We start from the raw sequence: 18,994 nt of genomic DNA, 5'->3' as shown, positions 1-18,994 counted from the left end.
TGGTCATTCGTGCAACGACACCGTATGAAAAGTATGCGGAGCTGGCGGCTGACATTGCCGGCATCACCGAAAAGGTGGAAGACCCTAAGAAGTAAATTGAGGCTTTCTATGCGGCTTAAGCCGTTTGGATGGCCGGTTACTACGTTTTTTGAAATCAGTTTTTAGATTCACAGAAACACACATGCGCAATATCCATGCAAAAACAGAGGAAGCTTGGCGACCAAATCAAAAACTATGAGGAGGCACATTGTATGAAAAGATGGAAAATGCTGGCTTGTGCACTGATGGCTTGTGCACTGACACTGTCACTGGTGGCTTGCGGTGGCGGCGACACGGCGAAAACTCCCGCAGACAGCAGCGGTGACGCTGCACAGAGCGGCGATGCAGCAGCAACCGGTGAGAAGATTGTTTGGAAGCTCGCCCATACCTGCGCGGATACCACGGCAGTGAATGACGCAGCCCTGCTGCTTTCCGAAAGACTTTCTGAAGCAACTGATGGCAATTTTGTCATCGAGGTTTACCCCAACTCTCAGCTGGGCGGTAACCGTGAGGCTCTGGAAGGCATGCAGTTCGGTACGATTGAGATGTCCATCCCCAACGTTGGTATGTTGGGCGGCTACTCCACCAGCGTGTCCGCCTTGGAACTGCCCTACCTGATTGAGGACGTTTCCAACTTTGACGTTGCTGATAAAGTTCTGAACACTGATATCATGACACCAATCAAAGATGAGCTGGCAGAGGCCGGATTCCTTTGGATGGGCTCTTGGTATCAGGGCAGCCGTCATCTCACCACCACAAAGACTCCCGTCCATACTCCTGCCGATATGAAGGGCCTGAAGATCAGAACCATGGAGAGTGAGCTCCACATGGCACATTTTAATGCTCTCGGCGCAAACGCTGTTCCCATGGCTTTCTCTGAGGTCTTCACTGCCCTGCAGCAGGGTGCTATCGATGGCCAGGAGAACCCGTACCTGAACATCTATACCCAGGGCATGCACGAGGTACAGGGTTATGTCATCGAGACTGCACACATCTTTGATGTTATCCCCCTGCTGGTTTCCAAGACCGCTTATGAGTCCCTGTCCGCTGAGTATCAGCAGGCTCTGACCGAGGTTTGCGAGGGCATGGTCATGGACGAGTGGGAAATGGTCGATGCTCAGAATAAGGAATGCAAGCAGAAGATCATTGACGCTGGCAAGACCGAGATCATTGAGCTGACTGTTGAAGAGCGTATGGCGTTCAGAGAGGCTGCTCAGCCCGTGTACGATGAGTATGCTCCCAAGATTGGTTCTGACTTCGTGCAGAGTCTTATCGACGCTCAGCAGTAAATTATAACCTTGCATGTGTGGGTCCTGCGAAACTGATTCAATTCTTACTTCCTATAAAACGTACACCGGCCGCTCGAAGGAGCGGCCGGTGTACGTTTATTGTTTGTTTATTCAGCCAAGGTCAAATCCCTATCTTTTACCCAGCCGGCTTTCCGGCAGAAGTGGTTGATTAGAGGGGCGAGAATTGCGGGGAGGACAAAGCAAACCAGAATCAAACCGATCCAATCCATTGCGGTGATTGCTTCTTTGTTTCCGGCAGCGATGTCGTTTATCCAGCCTGTGTAGACGCCGATTTGTCCGACTAAGCCGCATGTACCCATGCCGGAGGAAACTGGTGGACCATTCATCTGCAGCTTAAAAAGGCAGGTGGCAATTGGCCCTGTAATGGCAGAGGTAACTGTAGGAGCAATCCAGATTCGCGGATTCCGGACAATGTTTGGCATTTGCAGCATCGAGGTGCCGATGCCTTGAGAAACAAGACCGCCCCAGCGATTTTCCCTGAAGCTCATAACAGCAAAACCGACCATCTGGGCGCAGCAGCCAGCTACCGCGGCACCTCCTGCAAAGCCCGTCAGCCCTAATGCGGCGCAGATAGCCGCCGAGGAGATGGGCAAGGTCAGGGCAATCCCCACAATCACAGAGACGAGAATACCCATCAGGAAAGGCTGCAGTTCTGTGGCCCACATAATAATCTGTCCAAGGGAACTTGCTGCAGCACCAATGGGAGGAGCGATGGCAGCAGAGAGCAATACTCCCACTAGAATGGTGATGAAAGGGGTTACCAAAATATCTACCTTTGTCTCTTTGGAAACTGCCTTGCCAATCTCAGCAGAGAGAATTGCAATAAACAATACAGCCAAAGGCCCGCCGGCGCCTCCTAGTGCATTTGAAGCAAAGCCAACCGCTGTCAGGGAAAATAACACCAGCGGCGGACAATGCAAGGCGTAACCAATAGCGATGGCCATAGCGGGACCGCTCATGGCTGAGGCCAAGCCGCCTACTGTGTATTCAGCGCCGCCCACCGTTGCAACAGTCTGCGTTAAAAATGCAATATGGAACTGCGTGCCGATGGTATTGATGATAGTGCCGATTAACAGGGAGCAAAATAGCCCTTGCGCCATGGCGCCCAGTGCATCAATACCATAGCGCCGGGCAGAAATCACAATGTCTTTCCGCCGTAGAAATTCCTTGACTTTTTCCATTGGTAACACCTGCTTCATATGTAATAAGATGTAATTTACAGGTGTCTTGACACCTGTAAATTACATCTTACCTGCTGCATCAGAATTTGTCAACCCTTTATATAGATTCTAATAAAATGCCTAACTGACGCAGCTGTAAACAGACCCGACGGTAGACATCCTCATTGGAACAGGAGAGCGTGTGGAGATGAATGCCCTCCGTTAGTTCAGACAAAGGAAGTGCGTCAGCCTTCCGGCAGCGGGCAATGAACTGTTCCACCTCATAACGGTTAGAAAGCTGCAGAGGGCCGGTCAACTGTCCGTAGATGGGATGCTCCACAATCACATCCACAACAGTACAGCCCTGGTCAACAATGGCATTCAGCTCTGTCTCCATTTGTGCCGCACTATGCTGCACGGCGATTTGGCGAATAAAGCCACTGGAAGCGGGGAGAATCACATATCCCCTGGGCGTGGCAGAGATATCAGCGCCAGCCGCCCTGAGAAGCGCGATGTCCCCCACAATAATTTGTCTGCTGACAGAGAGCTGCTGGGCCAATGCTGTGGCGCTGACAGGCTGGGGCGATGATTTTTGTAAAATTGTCTGGATTGCCTGACGGCGTTCTTTTGCATACATTTCGGATGTCTATCCTTTCATAATCAGGCATCTGCCGGAAGGTGTGATGTGCGCTGTCAAAAGAGAAGCGCAGCGCCGGCATGCAATCGGCAGCTGCGCTGGAGAACCGTAGCATGGACTATTTTGACAAAAAATTGTACGGGGTCATAGACCACCAGCAGTCCGTTTTGCAGCAGCCTGTCATGACAGCAGTATATCATATTAAAAGCGGATTGCAATAAAAAAGAGGGAAAATGTCCGTATAAAAGGACCGCCCACTGGGCGGTCCTTTTACTCTAAATATAGAGTTTCCCATATGGAGCGATGCGGCGCCTATCTCTGCGATAGGCGTTGAGTGGACAGCTTATCCGCCTAAATATGCCTTCTTAATAGCGGGAGATGCCAAAAGCTCGGTTCCGGTGCCGGTAGTAACCACCTTACCGGTCTCCAGAACATAGCCGCGGTTGGCGACAGACAGTGCAGCCTGGGCGTTCTGCTCGACCAACAGAATGGTGGTTCCACTTTGATGGAGTTTTTGAATGATCTCAAAAATCTGCTCCACCAAGATGGGGGCAAGACCCATAGACGGTTCGTCCAGCATCAATAGCTTGGGATGGCTCATCAGTGCCCGTCCCATGGCCAACATCTGCTGCTCGCCGCCGGACAAGGTACCGGCGATCTGGCGGTACCGCTCCTTCAGGCGGGGAAACTGCTGGTAGACTTTTTCCAAATCCGCATCCACACCGGATCCGGGTTGGGTATAAGCACCCATTTCAAGATTCTCCTGTACGGTCATCTGCAAAAAGACCCGGCGGCCCTCAGGCACCATGGCCAAGCCTTTCGCCACGATTTTGTGAGGAGAGATTTTCCCCAGGTTTTCTCCCATGAACGAGACGGAGCCGGTTTTGCTGTGAAGCAGCCCGGAGATGGTGTTCAATGTGGTGGATTTTCCAGCGCCATTGGCACCAATCAAGGTAACAATTTCACCCTGGTTGACCTCAAAGGAAATTCCCTTGATCGCGTGAATGCTGCCATAATAGACGTTAATGTCGTCAACTTTTAAAATCGGTTCCATGGATCACGCCTCCTTCTGCTTGCCGAGATATGCCTCAATGACCGCCGGGTTGGACTGGATGTCCGCCGGACTGCCCTTGGCGATGACGCGGCCGAAGTTCAGCACGCAGATGCCCTCGCAGATGTTCATCACCAGATTCATATCGTGCTCAATCAGCAGCACGGCGATCTGGAAGGTGTCCCGGATTTTCCGGATGTTCTCCATCAGCTCGGCTGTTTCCGAGGGGTTCATGCCCGCCGCGGGTTCGTCCAGCAGCAGGAGAGAGGGGTTTGTGGCCAGCGCCCGGACGATTTCCAGCCGGCGCTGGGCACCGTAGGGCAGGGAACCGGCCCGTACATGTGCCAAATCCTGCATATCAAAGATGGACAGCAGCTCCAGAGCACGCTCATGGGCGGTCTTTTCCTCTTTCCAGTAGCCGGGCAGACGGAAAATGCCGTCCCACATACTGTAGTGCATCTGGGTGTCCATGCCGACCTTTACGTTTTCCTCTACCGTCAGCTTATCAAACAGGCGGATGTTCTGGAAGGTCCGGGCGATACCCGCCCGGTTTACATGGATGGTGTCCATGCCGTGCGTGTCCTGCCCGTCCAGAAGAATGGTGCCCTTGGTGGGCTGATAGACCTTGGTCAGCAGATTGAACACTGTGGTTTTGCCGGCGCCGTTGGGGCCGATGAGACCGGCAATCTCCGTGCGGCCAATCGTCAGGTTGAAGTCCTCTACAGCCTTTAAACCGCCGAAGGTAATGCCGAGATTGATGCACTCCAGAATGGGCTTTTTGTCAATGTCCCGGTCCGGAATCATGCTTCCGGAGGGGACGGGAACCAGTTTGGAAAACATGTCAGACAGCCTCCTTTTTGCGTCCCTTGCCGGTGACGGCGGCCTTGGCCCGGTCCAGATAAGACCGCAGGGTGGGATTGTTGGTAGCCAGCATCACCAGAATCAGCACGATGGCATAGACGAGCATCCGATAGTCGGAGAACTGGCGCAGGGCCTCCGGGAGAATGGTGAGGGCCGCGGCCGCAACGATGGAGCCCAGCATATTGCCGAGGCCGCCCAGCACCACAAACACCAGCACCAGAATGGAGGTGTTGAAATCGAACTTGTTGGCGACAATGGTGGAGTAATTCATGGCGAAAAGGGAACCGGCGGCACCCGCCAAGGCGGCGGAGGTAACAAAGGCCATCATCTTATACTTGGTGATGTTCACGCCGATGCTCTCTGCCGCAATGCGATTGTCGCGGACGGCCATGATGGCCCGGCCAGCCCGGCTGTTGACAAGGTTGAACACAATCATCAACGTCAGCATCACCAAAATAAAGCCGGCAGCAAAGGTGGAGATCTTCTGAATGCCGCCAATACCCATGGGGCCTCCAATAATCAATTTACCGCCGTCAAGCAGGTTGGTGTTGTCGCTCAAGAGACTAAAGTGCAGGCCTTCACTGTCCATGCCCACATAGAGATTGTTGAAAATACTTTTGATGATTTCACCAAAGGCCAGTGTGACGATGGCCAGATAGTCGCCTTTCAGCCGCAGAACCGGAATGCCGATGAGAAAACCGGCAAGGGCTGCAAAGGCAGCGCCAATGGCCATGGCAACAGCGAGCCGCAGTGGTGCAATCGGAATCACATTCTGCAAAGCAATGGCTGCCGCGGTACCGGTGAAAGCGCCCATGCTCATAAAGCCCGCATGACCCAGGGACAGCTCACCCAGCACACCGACCGTTAGGTTCAGTGAGATTGCCATGACCACATAGGCACAGATAGGAACCAGCATGCCCTTCAGAGAGGAGCTGATGGAACCGGTGCCGCTTAGAATCTGGAGAAGCACAAAGGCCAAAATCACCAGCGCATAGGTCAGATAATTCCGGCGGGAGGTTTTGCTCAGCTTTTTGAGTTTCATTGTCATCTTCGCATCCTCCTTACACTTTTTCGCGGACCTGCTTGCCCAGAAGGCCCGCAGGCTTGACCAGCAGCACCACAATCAGCACGGCAAACACAACTGCGTCGGACAGTTGTGTAGAGATATATGCCTTGGCAAGAATCTCAATCAGCCCCAGCAGCAAGCCGCCCAGCAGGGCGCCGGGGATGGAGCCGATACCGCCGAATACTGCCGCCGTAAAAGCCTTGATGCCGGGCATGGAGCCAGTGGTGGGAACAAGGGTAGGATAGGCGGAGCACAGCAGCACACCAGCAATGGCAGCAAGGCCGGATCCGATGGCAAAGGTCATAGAGATGGTGGCGTCAACGTTGATGCCCATCAGTTGGGCCGCACCCTTGTCTTCGGAGCAGGCTCGCATAGCCTTACCCATTTTTGTGCGGCCGGTGAACCAGGTCAGCGCCAGCATGATGATGATACAGGTAGCGATGGTGACGATGGTGACAAAAGAAATTTTCAGCTGCCCGCCGAACAGCTCAATTCCGGTGCGGACCGTTTGTTCGGCAGTGCCGTCGGGTGCGGGGCTCTGTGTAACCGTAAAGAAATTGGGGAAGACCTTGGGGCTGGAGGACCACAAAAGCAGCGCCGCATTCTGCAGGAAATAGCTGACACCGATGGCGGTAATCAGCACGGCCAAGGAGGGGGCGGAACGCAGCGGCTTATAGGCCAGACGCTCCACCACGATTCCCAGAACAGTGCACAGCAGCATGGCCAGGAGAATTCCAACCAGAGGCGGAAGAGAGAAGCGGGAGATGGCGAAAAAACAGATGTAAGCGCCCACCATGATGACATCACCATGGGCGAAGTTCAGCATCTTGGCAATGCCGTAAACCATGGTATAGCCCAATGCAATGATGGCGTAGATGCTGCCCAGACTGATTCCGCTGATTAAAAAGTTTAAGAAAGTCATTGACACACCTCTTGAGTTCAAATTTGGAAGTGAGGGTAGCGAGTCCCATAAACGGGCCAGAGCGTATCTGAAAAGTACCGGTCCAATGCCGGCGCTTTTCAGATACGCACTGATCGCCCGGTGCCGGGGCACGGGAGAAGATATCTCCCATGCCCCTTCCGGGAAATGCGATGTTTTAATTAGTCGAGACCGACATAGCCGCCGTTCTCAATGACCATTCCCTTGGGGCTCTTGGAGACAGCGCCGCTGGCATCCCAGGTCATGCCGGCGCCGGTGAGACCGTCGAAGGTCATGGAGGTGAACTGCTCGATCATCAGATCGCACAGTTCCTCAGCACTCATATCGGGAGTGGCGCCGGCAGCTTCCAAAGCCTGCTTGTAGGCGTAGACACAGTCATAGGCGTCGGCAGCAAACTGGTTGGGAACCTCGCCGAAGCGGTTTTGATACTCTGCGACGAAAGCAGCGGTCTTTTCATCAGTGGCATCGGCGTTGAAGGGGGTCAAAAGCATGACGCCTTCAGCCAGAGAGGAATCAAAACCCTCCATGGTCAAAATGCCGTCCATGCCGTCCACGCCAAACCATGTGGGCGCATAGCCCATGGAGTTTGCCTGAGCAAAGATCAAAGAAGCGGGCTGATAGTACATGGGCAGGAATACCAGATCGGCACCGTTGGTCTGGGCATCTGCCAGCTGGACAGAGAAGTCGGTATCGTTGCCGTCAGCGAAGGTAGTGTCGGAGACAACCGCCAGATTCAGCTCGGCGGCCTTTTCAACAAAGGTGTCATGGATGCCCTTGGAGTATACGTCATCGTTCTTCCAGATAATGGCGATCTTGGTGCCCAGTGCCTTGTCGGCAATGTACTGGGCAGAGGCAGAACCCTGGTTGGGGTCCATGAAGCACATCTGGAACATGTTGTCCTTCCCCTCGGTAGTGGCAGTGGAGGAAGCGGAGGGCGTCAGGGCGAAAATGCGATCGGCATAGGTCTCAGCAGAGGTTGCCTCGCAGGGCTTGGAGGTAACGGAACCAAGGGAGATCTGCATGCCCCAGTCCTTCAGTGCATTGTATGCGTTGACGGCCTTCTCGGCATCATGGGTATCATCCTCGTACTTCAGTTCAAACTTGATGGTGCTGTCGCTGGCGTTGATTTCATCCACGGCGATTTGAGCACCGTTTTTGGCAGCGGTGCCGTAGATAGCGGCTCCACCGGTCAGAGGACCGGTACCGCCCAACTTGAAAACGGCCGCATCGGTTGCGCTTTTGTCGGCAGTATCGCCGGAGTCGGCAGGGGCACTGGTGCTGCCGCTGTCACTGCCGCAGGCAGCCAGGGACAGTGCCATGGCAAAAGCCAGCATGAGACTGATTAACTTCTTCTTCATCGTAGTTCTCCTTCTTTGATAAGAGTTTTTATACAAAAAGCGGCCCCGCCGTCAGAGCGGAGCCGCTTTCCTGTATCACAGTTACGCGCACATTCGCATCTTAGGCATTTTTATTTTTCTGCATACCAGCAGATTCAGCTGTACCAGTACCAGCAGGGAAAGTACCAAAGCCAGAACGGATACTAAGCCCAACAGGACGCAAATAATAATGGACGCCACAATGGCGTCCAGAATCAGAGAAATGAAGTTGGCAGAAGCAAAATTCGCGCAGAAAGAAGAAGCCTCTGCATGACTGGCAGACGCACAATACATCATAGACTGATTGCTTTCAAAACCGGTCATAACAGCAACTCCTCTCTCAAAAATTCGTGTGCACTTCAATTGTCTATATTTTAGCGGACCAAAGCGGCAAAGTCAATCGGTAATTTGGTGCTTAAATAAACAGAAAAAGGAAAAAAACTACCGCATTTCTATACGTGATGCACAAATGGGGCGGGAGCAGTACGGCAGAAAACATGGAAAAGCCTGCACGATACTGCTTTTGAAAGCAGGGATCCGCTGTACCGGGGACCGGTTTCCTATTGTGTTTTTAGAAAGGTGGGCATATAATACAAACTATGACTATCTTCGGTCCTGAACCGGAAATGGAGGACGTTTATGACAACGAGTGAGAAAAAACAACTGATGGCGACAGCCTGCAAAGTGCGGATGGGTGCCGTCGAGGGGGTTCATGCGGCCAAAGCCGGACACCCGGGCGGCAGTTTGTCTGCGGCAGACCTGTTTACGTATCTGTATTTTAGAGAACTGCATGTCGATCCCCAAAACCCACAGTGGGAGGATCGGGACCGGTTTGTTCTGTCCAAGGGTCATACGGCCCCTGGACTGTATGCGGCCTTGGCCCTGCGCGGGTTTTTCCCGGAGAAGGATCTGCTGACCCTGCGGCATATCGGCAGTTATCTTCAGGGCCACCCTAACATGAATCTGACTCCGGGGGTGGATATGTCCACCGGCTCCCTTGGCCAGGGAATTTCCACGGCAGTCGGCATGGCGCTGGCAGCCAAGTATCAGGGGAAGAGCTGTCGGGTATATGCACTGCTGGGTGATGGTGAAATTCAGGAGGGCCAGGTATGGGAGGCATTGATGTTTGCGAACCACTACAAGCTGGACAATCTGTGCGTCATCATTGATAACAACGGCCTTCAGATTGACGGCAATGTAGCAGACGTCATGAACCCGTATCCCATTCCGGAGAAACTGCGGTCATTTGGCTTTGGGGTGGCAGAAATTGACGGCCATGACTTTGATCAAATGGAGACAGCTTTTGCCAAAGCGAAGGAGACAACGGGTATGCCGTTTGCCATTGTGATGAAAACGGTAAAGGGCAAGGGCGTCAGCTATATGGAAAACCAGGCCGGCTGGCACGGCAAGGCACCGAACGATGAAGAATTTGAAATCGCCATGAAGGAGCTTTCCGCTCAGTTGGCAGAAGTGGAGGGGATGTAACATGGCAGATGTGAAGAAGATTGCTACCCGGGACAGCTATGGCAATGCACTGGCGGAGCTGGGGGCGGAGCATGAGGATCTGATCGTATTTGACGCGGACTTGGCGGGCGCCACCAAAACTGCCACCTTTAAGAAGGCATTTCCAAACCGTCATTTTGACTGCGGCATTGCCGAGGGCAACATGATCGGCGCGGCAGCAGGGGCATCTACCATGGGGCTGGTGCCGTTTGCGTCCAGCTTTGCCATGTTTGCCGCCGGCCGGGCTTTCGAGCAGATTCGCAACAGCGTAGGATATCCCCATCTGAATGTAAAAATTGGTGCAACCCATGGCGGTATTTCCGTGGGCGAGGACGGGGCCTCTCACCAATGCTGCGAGGACTTTGCACTGATGCGGTCCATTCCTGGCATGGTGGTGATGTGCCCCTCCGATGATGTGGAGGCCAGGGCCGCCGTACGGGCAGCCTATGCCTACCAGGGGCCGGTCTACCTGCGCTTTGGCCGGCTGGCAGTTCCTGTTTTCCACGATGCGGGTACCTTTACCTTTGAGATCGGAAAGGGGGAGGTGCTGCAGGATGGTACAGATGTGGCCATTCTGGCTACCGGACTGATGGTGAATGAGGCTGTGGAGGCCGGCAAGGCACTGACTGCGGCTGGAATCTCTGCCCGGGTTATCAACCTGTGCACGATTAAACCTCTGGACGAAGCACTGGTGCTCAAGGCCGCGCAGGACTGCGGAAAAATCATCACCTGTGAGGAGCACAGCATCATCGGCGGCCTGGGCGAAGCCGTATGTGCCTTGCTCAGTGAGAAGTGCCCCACTCCCGTGCGCCGCATCGGTGTGAATGACGAGTATGGACACTCCGGCCCTGCGGCAGATCTGCTGAAGCAGTTCGGCCTTAGCTCGGAGCATATTGTGGAAACGGCAAAGAACTTCTGCGGCAGATAACCCAGACGTGGAAGAAGCGTCAGCGCCCGCTGCTCTCTTGGGGAGCAGCGGGCGCTGATTTTGCATCTTTAGACGGATGAGGGTATCTTCATCCATGCGGTATTTTATCAAGATCCCCAAGAACTTTTAGCTGAATGGGAATGGCACACACTAGCGTCAAAACGTCGGAAACCGCCTGTGTCATCTGAATGCCGGGCATGCCAAATGCACTGGAGAGAATCCAAACCAGAGGAATAAAGAAAATTCCCTGCCTGGCCATGGCCAGAAATGTGGCGGGCACCGTGCGGCCAATGGTCTGAAGCATCATGTTGCTCATAACAACCCAGCTCTGGAAAACAAAGGTGATACACTGAAACCGCAGGGCTGCGGCACCATAGGCAATCACATCCGGGTCATTTCGGAACAAGGCGATGATCTGTGGTGCGAACAGAAAGCCGGCAGACGCGATTATCAGTAAAAAGCCGGCGGAGGTTTTCACACAAAACCAAAAGCCCTGCTTCACACGGCGATAGAGCTGGGCACCGTAGTTAAATCCGCAGACCGGCTGGAAGCCCTGACCAAAGCCGATCATGGCAGAGGCACCGAACATCATGATCCGCTGAACCACGCCCATGGCGGCGATGGCTGCATCGCCGAAAGGTCCCGCAGCCTGATTGAGACAAATGGTGGCCACAGAGGCCAGTCCCTGCCGGGCAAGAGAAGGTAATCCGCCCTTGATGATCATGCTAAAATAATACCACTTCATCTGGACGCGGGAGATATGGATATGGAGGTTGCCGCCCCGGGTACACCCAATCAGCAACAGCAGAAAGCTGACAAACTGGCTGATGATGGTGGCCCAAGCTGCTCCGGCAATGCCCATGTCAAATACGAAAATCAAAAGCGGATCCAAACCGATATTCAGCACCGCTCCGCTGGTAATGCCCACCATTCCATAGACGGCGCTGCCCTGAAACCGCAGTTGGTTGTTCAGCACCAAAGACGCAGCCATCCACGGCGTACCGATGAGAATCACACGCATATACGCCTTGGCATAGGGGAGTATGGTGTCCGTAGATCCAAGCAGATATGCCAAGGGTGTCAGAAAGATTTGCCCCAGGATGCAGATGAGAAGACCGGTGGCCAGTGCGGAAAAAAAGCCGGTGGCCGCCATATTGGAGGCCTCCTCAAAATTGTGCTTTCCAAGCTCCCTGGAAATGAAATTGCCGCTTCCATGGCCAAAGAAAAAACCAATCGCCTGTGTGACAGCCATCAGGGAGAAGACCACGCCGACGGCACCGGTGGCGCTGTTGCTGTTCAGCATTCCCACAAAGAATGTGTCCGCCATATTATAAAAGGCGGTAACCAGCATGCTGATGATACAGGGAAGGGCCAGCCGGCAAATCAGGTGACCTACAGGCTCTTCTGTCATTTGGTGAAATTTCTGTTCTTGCTTCTCGTCCATAGTGTTCCTCTTACGGCATGGCGTATGACATACCCATGCAATTTATGATTTTTAACAAAATTATAACACAACCTGTAAAAAATGAACAGATTTTAAAATGAAATTTAACCAAAGACCACAGAGGGCAGTTGACAGTAAAAAGCGGCAAGGTGCGGAAAGCGTCCCAGCAGCATAGAATGGGGTGTATCCCGAAGGTGATGCCTGCAGGAATACAATTTCCAAGAAACGAGGGAATAGCTTTGCGTATTAATGAGGCTTACGAGCATGAGCCAATTCTGCCTTACCAGTCTGAAGAGAATTGCCCCCAAACCGGCTGCAACAAAACCGCTACACAATGTGTAGATGTTGCAGCGGTCGCTACACTGGCGCCCGCAGCTGTTTTTGGGACTCCGACATTTACTTGCCAAGGCAGCCCCAGCACCGTATGTGTGACAAACGAAGAAGGCACCCTATGCACTGTGACCTTTACGCAGCGGGTTTGCATGTCCATCCCCATCCGTTACAGTGTTACCATGACTCCCGGCGAATCTAGCATTGCCTGTGCCAATTCCGATGCCGCAGGAACGGGAGGCAGTTGTAGTTGCTGCTGCTAAACGGTGATACCTAAGTGGAAATTCCCGCCGGCTGGCCGGCGGGAATTTCTTTTTGCAGGTGAAATCAACCGGATAGGACTTGAAACTTTGGTAAAAACACTATATACTTAATTGATTTTAGAATTGGAATTTTAATAGAGAAAGGATGGAGACGCAATGACTGCATATCCCCAGATGACCGCAGCAGAGCGCACGGCGGAATACGCTTGCGTCCAACAGAAATTTGAGGAACTGAAAGCCAGAAACCTTAAATTGAATATGGCTCGCGGCAAACCCGGAAAGGCGCAGCTGGACTTAGTTTCTGATATTTTTGGATTCATGAATAAGCCTGAGGACTATGTGTCCGACGGTATCGACGTCCGAAATTACGGCGATCTCAGCGGCCTGCCTGCGGCCAAACGATTGTTCGCTGAAATCCTGGGCTGCCAGCCTGAACAGGTGTTTGTGGGCGGAAATGCCAGCCTGCAGCTGATGTACGACACCATTTCAAAGGCCTGCACCCATGGTATGCTGCATTCTCCCCGCCCTTGGTGTAAGGAGCCGGTAGTAAAATTCCTGTGCCCGTCACCTGGATATGACCGCCATTTTAAGGTTACGGAGTCCTTTGGCTTTCAGCTGGTCACCATTCCCATGACTGACGAGGGTCCGGATATGGATGCTGTGGAAAAAGCCATTCAGGATCCCTGTGTAAAGGGCATGTGGAATGTACCCAAGTACTCCAATCCTGACGGCATCATTTATTCGGCTGAAACGATCCGCCGTATTGCCGCCATGAAGCCCGCAGCACCGGATTTCCTGCTGATGTGGGACAATGCATACTGCATCCACGAGTTTGAGGGAGACTATGTGGAGTTCCCGGATATTCTGTCCGAGTGTGCCAAGTATGGCAATGAAGATATGGTGTTTGAGTTTGCCTCTACCTCCAAGGTTACCCTGCCTGGGGGAGGTATCTCCTGCTTTGCCTGCTCGGAAGCCAATATGGCCTATATGGAAAAATTGCTGACAGTTCAGATTATCAGTTTTGACAAGGTAAACCAGCAGCGCCATGTCCTGTATTTGAAGAATAAAGCCCATGCGCTGGAGCTGATGAAGCGCCATGCCGCCGTGTTGGGACCTAAGTTCCGAGCTGTGGTGGATGTGCTGGAAAGGGAAATCGCACCGCTTGGCATTGCCCGGTGGCAACGGCCTAAGGGAGGGTATTTCGTCTCTTTGTACGCCATGCCCGGCACGGCAAAAAGGACTTGGGAGCTTTGCAAGGAGGCGGGCGTTACGCTGACCAATGCCGGCGCAACTTATCCCTATGGCAAAGATCCGGAGGACAGCAACATCCGTATTGCACCTTCTCTTCCGCCGGTAGAGGAGCTGGAGCAGGCCATTGAGGTTCTGTGTACCTGCCTGAAATTGTCTGCACTGGAGGTATTAGGCGTATGAGATATTGGGGAGCAGTATACCGCCCGCCGTCCGAGGCGCGCAGCCTGATTGTGCAGGTAACCTATGGCTGCAGCCACAACACCTGCGCTTTTTGCAGCATGTATAAAGCAAAGCGCTTTGCACTTCGGCCGATGGATGAGATTTTGGAAGACTTCTGGCTGGCCCGGCAGACCTATCCCAGAGTGGAGAAAATTTTCCTGGCGGATGGTGACGCCCTGGTACGGAAGGCATCGGAACTGGAGTCCATTCTGGACAATATCCGCAAGCTCTTTCCAGAGTGCAAGCGGGTTACCACATACGGTTCGCCTTCCAGCATCCGCATTCGCACGGACGAGGAACTGCAGACACTGCGGGACAAGGGACTGACAATGGTCTATATGGGACTGGAATCCGGCTGCGACGAGGTTTTGAAGCTGATGCGCAAGGGACATATGTCGGATGAAATTATCGCCATGGGCCAAAAAGTCCGGCGGAATGGCATCGCACTTTCCGTCACAGCCATCACGGGCCTTGGCGGCCCGGATCTGATGGAGCGTCACGCGGTTGAAACCGCCAAAGCATTTAACGCCATGAACCCGGAGTATATTGGAATGCTGACACTGATGGTAGAGGACGGAACGCCGCTGTACGACTGGGTGCAGGACGGCAAATTCCAGCTTCTCAAGCCGAAGCAGGTGTTGGATGAGACCCGAATTCTGGTGGAGCACCTGGACAGTCCCGGCAGCGTATTCCGCATGAACCATGCATCCAACTATCTGGCGCTGAAGGGAACGCTGAACCAGGATAAGGCTGCCATGATGGCGGTGATTAACCGGGCGGAAATGGATCTCAGCAGCCTGCGGCCAGAGGCATTTCGGGGGATCTAAGAGACTCGAAACGTGCGTTTGACAAGGCCAAAGCGCGTGCCGTTCCGTTAAAAACTGAACAGCGCAAGGTGCTTTTGCACAGCCAGAATAAAAAGCGATGGGTTTCATTGAAAGACGAAACCCATCGCTTTTTCTATTTACAGGAATCGATTCGTTCATTCATACGTAAAGATGCCATCTCTAAAAGAGAGTTTGTGGTGCAGAATGGTCAAAACGATCTGTGCCAGAGGGAGCCGCTGAGCAAAACCAATGGTTACTGCGTTTTGGACAACAGAAAGATAATGGCAAGGATGGCGGAAAATCCAAGGAGATCCGCGGGAGAAAAAGTGGTGCCCAGCCACAGAAAGGAAAAAAGAGTGGCGGCCAAAGGTTCTGTACAGGCAAGCATCGAAGCGCGGACAGGGCCAATATCAGAGACGCCTTGGGTGTATAGGGTAAAGGACATCACGGTTCCCACAATGATGATGGCAAGAACCGCCAGCCATCCCGGAAGAGGCAACGACACGGTAATTTCCCAACTGTGGGCGAACAGGTTGGAAACGATTCCGCCGATTAACATGCCATAACCGGTCATTACCTCCGCACCCCAGACGGGGAGCATCGATCTGGGCAGAAGCGTATAAAATGCCATCGCCACTGCATTGGCTAACCCCCAAAATAGCCCCCGCGTGGAGATTACCAAATGAGCAGGGTCCCCGCCCGTAGCGATAAGGAACGTTCCAAACAGCGCCAACAACAACGAAATAAGCTCCAAGCGGTTGGGCCGCCGCCGCATCCGTAAACAAGTGAATAACATAATCAAGACCAGATTTAATGTCTGCAGCACGGTAGCGGTTGCGGCATTAGAATAGGAAACTGCTGTCATAAAAGCGAACTGGAACATAAACAGGCCAAAGACACCGTACAGAACCAGAAAAAAGACATCCTTCGGATGCTTCCATATATTCTGCATTTTTTCGCGATGCCGCGGAAATGCAATCAGGGTCAAAAGAATGCCGCCGACCAGAAGGCGCACACAGGTCAGCCAAAGGGGGCTGATCCCATAATGAGAAAAGAGATACTGGCCGCAGGCCCCGGAAAATCCCCAGCAGATGCCACCGGCAATCGTACAGAGTATGCCGCGAGATACGTAGGGGCTGGTTTGCTGAGACATGGAAAGATTCATCCTCTCAAAACGGCCCCATCATCAGATAGGGGACGGAATTAAAGTGCCCGCCGCTTTTCTGTGTCGCAGTATGCACACCGGTAGGTGTGCCGTTCCGGATCATTCAACAGGAAAATTGCATCCAGCTGAGGCTCTGCCACCGTGATGCAGCGGGGATTTTTGCAGTGGATAATATTGACCAGCTTCTGTGGAAGCTCCAGGTGCTTTTTCTCTACCCGCACACCGTCCCGGATAATGTTGACGGTGATATCGGGATCGATGTAGCCCAGAACATCCAGGTCTACCTCCATGGGAGAGTCGATTTTGATGATATCTTTTTTCCCCATTCGGGCGCTGCGGACGTTTTTGATGATGGCTACGGAACAATCCAGCTCACTGAGCCGCAGATACTTGTAGATATCCATACTTTTGCCAGCTTGAATGTGGTCCAGAACCACACCGTTTTGGATGCTGTCGATATTCATAAAGCAGTCCCCCTTCCATCAAATGCGAATGCCCAGCAGCTTCATAATCAGCGCCATGCGAATGTATTTTCCGTTTTTTACCTGTTTCCAATAAGCGGCGCGGGAATCCTGATCCACAGCCACGGCAATTTCATTTACACGGGGCAGAGGATGAAGAATGCACAGATCTTTCTTGGCCGGTACCAGTTTTTCCGTATCCAGAACATAGGTGTCCTTCAACCGAATGTAGTCGGCCTCATTGAAAAAACGTTCCTTTTGGACACGGGTCATGTACAGGATATCCAGCTGAGGTATGGCTTCCTCCAAACTGGAAGTCTCCTCGTATGGCAGGCCGTTCTTTTTCAGAACATTATCCTTCAGGTAATCCGGCAGCTTTAGCTCCTCCGGAGATATAAAGACAAATTTGACGCCGTGCTGCCGGCTGAGCGCGTTTACCAGAGAGTGAACCGTGCGGCCGAACTTCAGGTCACCACAGAAACCAATGGTGAAATTGTCCAGACGGCCCTTTTCCCGGTGGATGGTCAAAAGATCCGTCAGTGTTTGGGTGGGATGATTGTGGCCGCCGTCACCGGCATTGATGATGGGTACCTCAGAGAACTGGGCTGCGGCATAGGGAGCACCCTCTTTTGGGTGGCGCATGGCGATGATGTCGGCATAGCAACTGACGGTGTGAACCGTGTCGCCTACGGTCTCACCCTTGGAAGTGGAGCTGCTGGCGGCCTCGGAGAAACCCAGCACACCGCCGCCCAGGGCCAGCATGGCGGACTCAAAGGAGAGGCGCGTCCGGGTGGATGGTTCAAAAAACAGAGTAGCCAGTTGCTTGTGGGCGCAGGCATTCTCGTATTTTGCGGGATTTGCGGCAATGTCCTCCGCCGTTGCGATCAGAGCGCCGATCTCGGCAACAGACAGGTCGGTGATATCAATTAAATTCCGTTTTTCAGACATAAGAGTTCCTTTCTCACGCTCTCCAGCTCTCGTCGGAGGGGTTGGCACGAAATTGCTTCAGGCGCTGAATATCCTCCGGGCGGATTTTACCCTCTTCGGCGGCTACCTCACAGACGGCGTCAAAGTTGCTGAGGCTGTAGTTGGCAACATTGGCAGCAGCCAACCGTTCCAGCCCCTTTTGCAGTCCGTAAGTGAAAATGGACACAACGCCCAGCACATCGGCGCCCGCCTCCCGCAGAGCCTCGACCACTTCGATGCAGCTGCCGGCAGTGGAGATTAAATCTTCGACAACCACAACCTTCTGGCCGGGTTCCAACCGGCCCTCAATGCGGTTTTGCCGTCCGTGGTCCTTGCTGCCGGAGCGGACATAACCCATGGGCAGCCCCATGAGGTGACCCACAATCGCGGCGTGAGCGATGCCGGCGGTAGAGGTGCCCATCAGTACTTCGCAATCAGGGTAGTGCTTGCAGATGAGATCCACCAGGCCTTCTTCCACGTGGGTGCGGACAACGGGCGCGGTCAGAGTCAGCCGGTTATCGCAATAGATGGGACTTTTGATGCCGGAGGCCCAGGTAAAGGGATTGTCCGGACGCAGAAAGACAGCTCCGATGGATAGCAGGTCATGGGCAATCGAGTTTTCGGAATGCATGTTATAAAGCTCCTTTCCAAAATCAGGGGTTAAAACTTCTCGTGATGAATTTTTTCATAGAGCAGATGCTCCAGTGTATGCGGATGCGGGTGATGTTCAATGACACCCAGGGTCAGAATGGCCTCCAGATGATAGGTCTCAGGGTAACCCAGAATATCCCGGAGAAATTCTTCGGAGGTGCGGCCGTCGGAGGCTTGCCGCAGCCGGCCTTGTACCCAGCAGCTACCAAGCCCCAGCGCGTCAGCCATCAGGTGCATGTTGGCCATGACCACGGAACAGTCCTCCGTCCAGACATCGGTCTTTTCACCGTCGGCAATCACCACGATGGCGCAGTCCGCTCCCTGCAGCATTTTGACGGCGGGAACCCGGCACCCGGACATGGCCTGCAGGGTCTCATGGTTTCGCACGACAATCAGTTCCCACGGGCGGATGGCTTTTCCAGAGGCGGCGAGCAGGCCGGCCTGCAGAACTTTCTGAAGTGTTTCCTCAGGAACGGCGGCACCCGGTACATATTGCCGTATACTACGGCGCTTCTGCATCAATTCCAATAACTCCACAATCAAATC

20 protein-coding genes are annotated in these 18,994 nt (G+C 53.4%); 6 read left to right on the top strand and 14 right to left on the bottom strand.

Annotated features, from left to right (window positions below):
- Positions 1–251: 251 nt before the first annotated feature.
- Positions 252–1,328 carry a TRAP transporter substrate-binding protein gene (locus tag BMZ81_RS06065; protein WP_177187217.1) on the top strand — a complete coding sequence of 359 codons (1,077 nt, stop codon included), beginning with the start codon at positions 252–254 and terminating at the stop codon, positions 1,326–1,328.
- Positions 1,329–1,435: 107 nt separating this feature from the next.
- Here BMZ81_RS06065 and BMZ81_RS06060 read toward each other — a convergent pair whose 3' ends face one another.
- The 8 genes from BMZ81_RS06060 to BMZ81_RS06025 form a co-directional block, all read right to left on the bottom strand.
- Positions 1,436–2,530: a PTS sugar transporter subunit IIC gene (locus BMZ81_RS06060; protein WP_091129821.1), complete on the bottom strand. Its 1,095-nt coding sequence runs from the start codon at positions 2,528–2,530 to the stop codon at positions 1,436–1,438.
- A gap of 97 nt (positions 2,531–2,627) precedes the next feature.
- A complete protein-coding gene (locus tag BMZ81_RS06055) occupies positions 2,628–3,146 on the bottom strand; it encodes a transcription repressor NadR (protein WP_091129819.1) in 519 nt (172 codons plus the stop codon).
- A 343-nt stretch (positions 3,147–3,489) separates the two neighbouring features.
- Positions 3,490–4,191 (bottom strand): ABC transporter ATP-binding protein, encoded by a 702-nt coding sequence (locus tag BMZ81_RS06050; protein ID WP_091129839.1) that lies wholly within the window; start codon positions 4,189–4,191, stop codon positions 3,490–3,492.
- A gap of 12 nt (positions 4,192–4,203) precedes the next feature.
- Complete coding sequence (locus tag BMZ81_RS06045; protein WP_091129816.1) at positions 4,204–5,037, bottom strand: ABC transporter ATP-binding protein; 834 nt, start codon at positions 5,035–5,037, stop codon at positions 4,204–4,206.
- 1 nt (position 5,038) lies between these two features.
- Positions 5,039–6,100 carry a branched-chain amino acid ABC transporter permease gene (locus tag BMZ81_RS06040; protein WP_207645611.1) on the bottom strand — a complete coding sequence of 354 codons (1,062 nt, stop codon included), beginning with the start codon at positions 6,098–6,100 and terminating at the stop codon, positions 5,039–5,041.
- A gap of 19 nt (positions 6,101–6,119) precedes the next feature.
- Positions 6,120–7,046 carry a branched-chain amino acid ABC transporter permease gene (locus BMZ81_RS06035; RefSeq protein ID WP_091129812.1) on the bottom strand — a complete coding sequence of 309 codons (927 nt, stop codon included), beginning with the start codon at positions 7,044–7,046 and terminating at the stop codon, positions 6,120–6,122.
- Positions 7,047–7,225: 179 nt separating this feature from the next.
- The gene (locus tag BMZ81_RS06030) at positions 7,226–8,422 is read right to left on the bottom strand and encodes an ABC transporter substrate-binding protein (protein WP_091129810.1); all 1,197 of its coding nucleotides are present in this window, start codon (positions 8,420–8,422) and stop codon (positions 7,226–7,228) included.
- An 81-nt stretch (positions 8,423–8,503) separates the two neighbouring features.
- Positions 8,504–8,764 (bottom strand): hypothetical protein, encoded by a 261-nt coding sequence (locus BMZ81_RS06025; protein WP_091129807.1) that lies wholly within the window; start codon positions 8,762–8,764, stop codon positions 8,504–8,506.
- Between the two features lie 315 nt (positions 8,765–9,079).
- Here BMZ81_RS06025 and BMZ81_RS06020 point away from each other — a divergent pair, with 315 nt between their 5' ends.
- Positions 9,080–9,925, top strand: a complete 846-nt coding sequence (locus tag BMZ81_RS06020) for a transketolase (RefSeq protein ID WP_091129804.1) — start codon at positions 9,080–9,082, stop codon at positions 9,923–9,925.
- A 1-nt stretch (position 9,926) separates the two neighbouring features.
- Positions 9,927–10,871, top strand: a complete 945-nt coding sequence (locus BMZ81_RS06015) for a transketolase family protein (RefSeq protein ID WP_091129802.1) — start codon at positions 9,927–9,929, stop codon at positions 10,869–10,871.
- A gap of 88 nt (positions 10,872–10,959) precedes the next feature.
- Here the strand turns inward: BMZ81_RS06015 and BMZ81_RS06010 are convergent, their stop codons facing one another.
- Positions 10,960–12,315, bottom strand: a complete 1,356-nt coding sequence (locus tag BMZ81_RS06010) for an MATE family efflux transporter (RefSeq protein WP_091129800.1) — start codon at positions 12,313–12,315, stop codon at positions 10,960–10,962.
- A 239-nt stretch (positions 12,316–12,554) separates the two neighbouring features.
- Here BMZ81_RS06010 and BMZ81_RS13885 point away from each other — a divergent pair, with 239 nt between their 5' ends.
- From BMZ81_RS13885 to BMZ81_RS06000, 3 genes are all read left to right on the top strand, one after another.
- Positions 12,555–12,908 carry a hypothetical protein gene (locus tag BMZ81_RS13885; protein WP_143072744.1) on the top strand — a complete coding sequence of 118 codons (354 nt, stop codon included), beginning with the start codon at positions 12,555–12,557 and terminating at the stop codon, positions 12,906–12,908.
- A gap of 156 nt (positions 12,909–13,064) precedes the next feature.
- Positions 13,065–14,339 carry an aspartate aminotransferase type Ic gene (locus tag BMZ81_RS06005; RefSeq protein ID WP_091129798.1) on the top strand — a complete coding sequence of 425 codons (1,275 nt, stop codon included), beginning with the start codon at positions 13,065–13,067 and terminating at the stop codon, positions 14,337–14,339.
- Positions 14,336–15,205, top strand: coding sequence for a radical SAM protein (locus BMZ81_RS06000; RefSeq protein ID WP_091129796.1), 870 nt, complete (start codon positions 14,336–14,338; stop codon positions 15,203–15,205). Before BMZ81_RS06005 ends, BMZ81_RS06000 begins: the two co-directional genes overlap by 4 nt.
- 253 nt (positions 15,206–15,458) lie before the next feature.
- Here the strand turns inward: BMZ81_RS06000 and BMZ81_RS05995 are convergent, their stop codons facing one another.
- From BMZ81_RS05995 to BMZ81_RS05975, 5 genes are read right to left on the bottom strand one after another with little or no spacing between them, the layout of a single operon-like run.
- On the bottom strand, positions 15,459–16,358 hold the full coding sequence (locus tag BMZ81_RS05995) for a DMT family transporter (protein WP_091129793.1): 900 nt from the start codon (positions 16,356–16,358) through the stop codon (positions 15,459–15,461).
- 50 nt (positions 16,359–16,408) lie between these two features.
- On the bottom strand, positions 16,409–16,834 hold the full coding sequence (locus BMZ81_RS05990) for an aspartate carbamoyltransferase regulatory subunit (RefSeq protein ID WP_091129791.1): 426 nt from the start codon (positions 16,832–16,834) through the stop codon (positions 16,409–16,411).
- 18 nt (positions 16,835–16,852) lie between these two features.
- On the bottom strand, positions 16,853–17,779 hold the full coding sequence (gene pyrB, locus BMZ81_RS05985) for an aspartate carbamoyltransferase (RefSeq protein ID WP_091129789.1): 927 nt from the start codon (positions 17,777–17,779) through the stop codon (positions 16,853–16,855).
- 13 nt (positions 17,780–17,792) lie between these two features.
- Positions 17,793–18,428, bottom strand: a complete 636-nt coding sequence (gene pyrE, locus BMZ81_RS05980; protein WP_091129787.1) for an orotate phosphoribosyltransferase — start codon at positions 18,426–18,428, stop codon at positions 17,793–17,795.
- 29 nt (positions 18,429–18,457) lie between these two features.
- Positions 18,458–18,985: a nitroreductase family protein gene (locus tag BMZ81_RS05975; RefSeq protein WP_091129784.1), complete on the bottom strand. Its 528-nt coding sequence runs from the start codon at positions 18,983–18,985 to the stop codon at positions 18,458–18,460.
- Between the last annotated feature and the right edge of the window lie 9 nt (positions 18,986–18,994).

It is taken from the genome of Oscillibacter sp. PC13 (genome assembly GCF_900115635.1).
In the GTDB taxonomy this organism is placed as follows: Bacteria; Bacillota; Clostridia; order Oscillospirales; family Oscillospiraceae; genus Oscillibacter.
Note: the sequence above shows the minus strand (reverse complement) of the source record. Positions and strands in the feature narration are given on the sequence as shown.

Excerpts from the sequence above, each read along its gene's own strand:
- BMZ81_RS06065 (WP_177187217.1), top strand. The coding sequence starts at position 252 with ATGAAAAGATGGAAAATGCTGGCTTGTGCACTGATGGCTTGTGCACTG.
- BMZ81_RS06060 (WP_091129821.1), bottom strand. The coding sequence starts at position 2,530 with ATGGAAAAAGTCAAGGAATTTCTACGGCGGAAAGACATTGTGATTTCT.
- BMZ81_RS06055 (WP_091129819.1), bottom strand. The coding sequence starts at position 3,146 with ATGTATGCAAAAGAACGCCGTCAGGCAATCCAGACAATTTTACAAAAA.
- BMZ81_RS06045 (WP_091129816.1), bottom strand. The coding sequence starts at position 5,037 with ATGTTTTCCAAACTGGTTCCCGTCCCCTCCGGAAGCATGATTCCGGAC.
- BMZ81_RS06040 (WP_207645611.1), bottom strand. The coding sequence starts at position 6,100 with ATGAAACTCAAAAAGCTGAGCAAAACCTCCCGCCGGAATTATCTGACC.
- BMZ81_RS06035 (WP_091129812.1), bottom strand. The coding sequence starts at position 7,046 with ATGACTTTCTTAAACTTTTTAATCAGCGGAATCAGTCTGGGCAGCATC.
- BMZ81_RS06030 (WP_091129810.1), bottom strand. The coding sequence starts at position 8,422 with ATGAAGAAGAAGTTAATCAGTCTCATGCTGGCTTTTGCCATGGCACTG.
- BMZ81_RS06025 (WP_091129807.1), bottom strand. The coding sequence starts at position 8,764 with ATGACCGGTTTTGAAAGCAATCAGTCTATGATGTATTGTGCGTCTGCC.
- BMZ81_RS06020 (WP_091129804.1), top strand. The coding sequence starts at position 9,080 with ATGACAACGAGTGAGAAAAAACAACTGATGGCGACAGCCTGCAAAGTG.
- BMZ81_RS06015 (WP_091129802.1), top strand. The coding sequence starts at position 9,927 with ATGGCAGATGTGAAGAAGATTGCTACCCGGGACAGCTATGGCAATGCA.
- BMZ81_RS06010 (WP_091129800.1), bottom strand. The coding sequence starts at position 12,315 with ATGGACGAGAAGCAAGAACAGAAATTTCACCAAATGACAGAAGAGCCT.
- BMZ81_RS06005 (WP_091129798.1), top strand. The coding sequence starts at position 13,065 with ATGACTGCATATCCCCAGATGACCGCAGCAGAGCGCACGGCGGAATAC.
- BMZ81_RS06000 (WP_091129796.1), top strand. The coding sequence starts at position 14,336 with ATGAGATATTGGGGAGCAGTATACCGCCCGCCGTCCGAGGCGCGCAGC.
- BMZ81_RS05995 (WP_091129793.1), bottom strand. The coding sequence starts at position 16,358 with ATGTCTCAGCAAACCAGCCCCTACGTATCTCGCGGCATACTCTGTACG.
- BMZ81_RS05990 (WP_091129791.1), bottom strand. The coding sequence starts at position 16,834 with ATGAATATCGACAGCATCCAAAACGGTGTGGTTCTGGACCACATTCAA.
- pyrB (WP_091129789.1), bottom strand. The coding sequence starts at position 17,779 with ATGTCTGAAAAACGGAATTTAATTGATATCACCGACCTGTCTGTTGCC.
- pyrE (WP_091129787.1), bottom strand. The coding sequence starts at position 18,428 with ATGCATTCCGAAAACTCGATTGCCCATGACCTGCTATCCATCGGAGCT.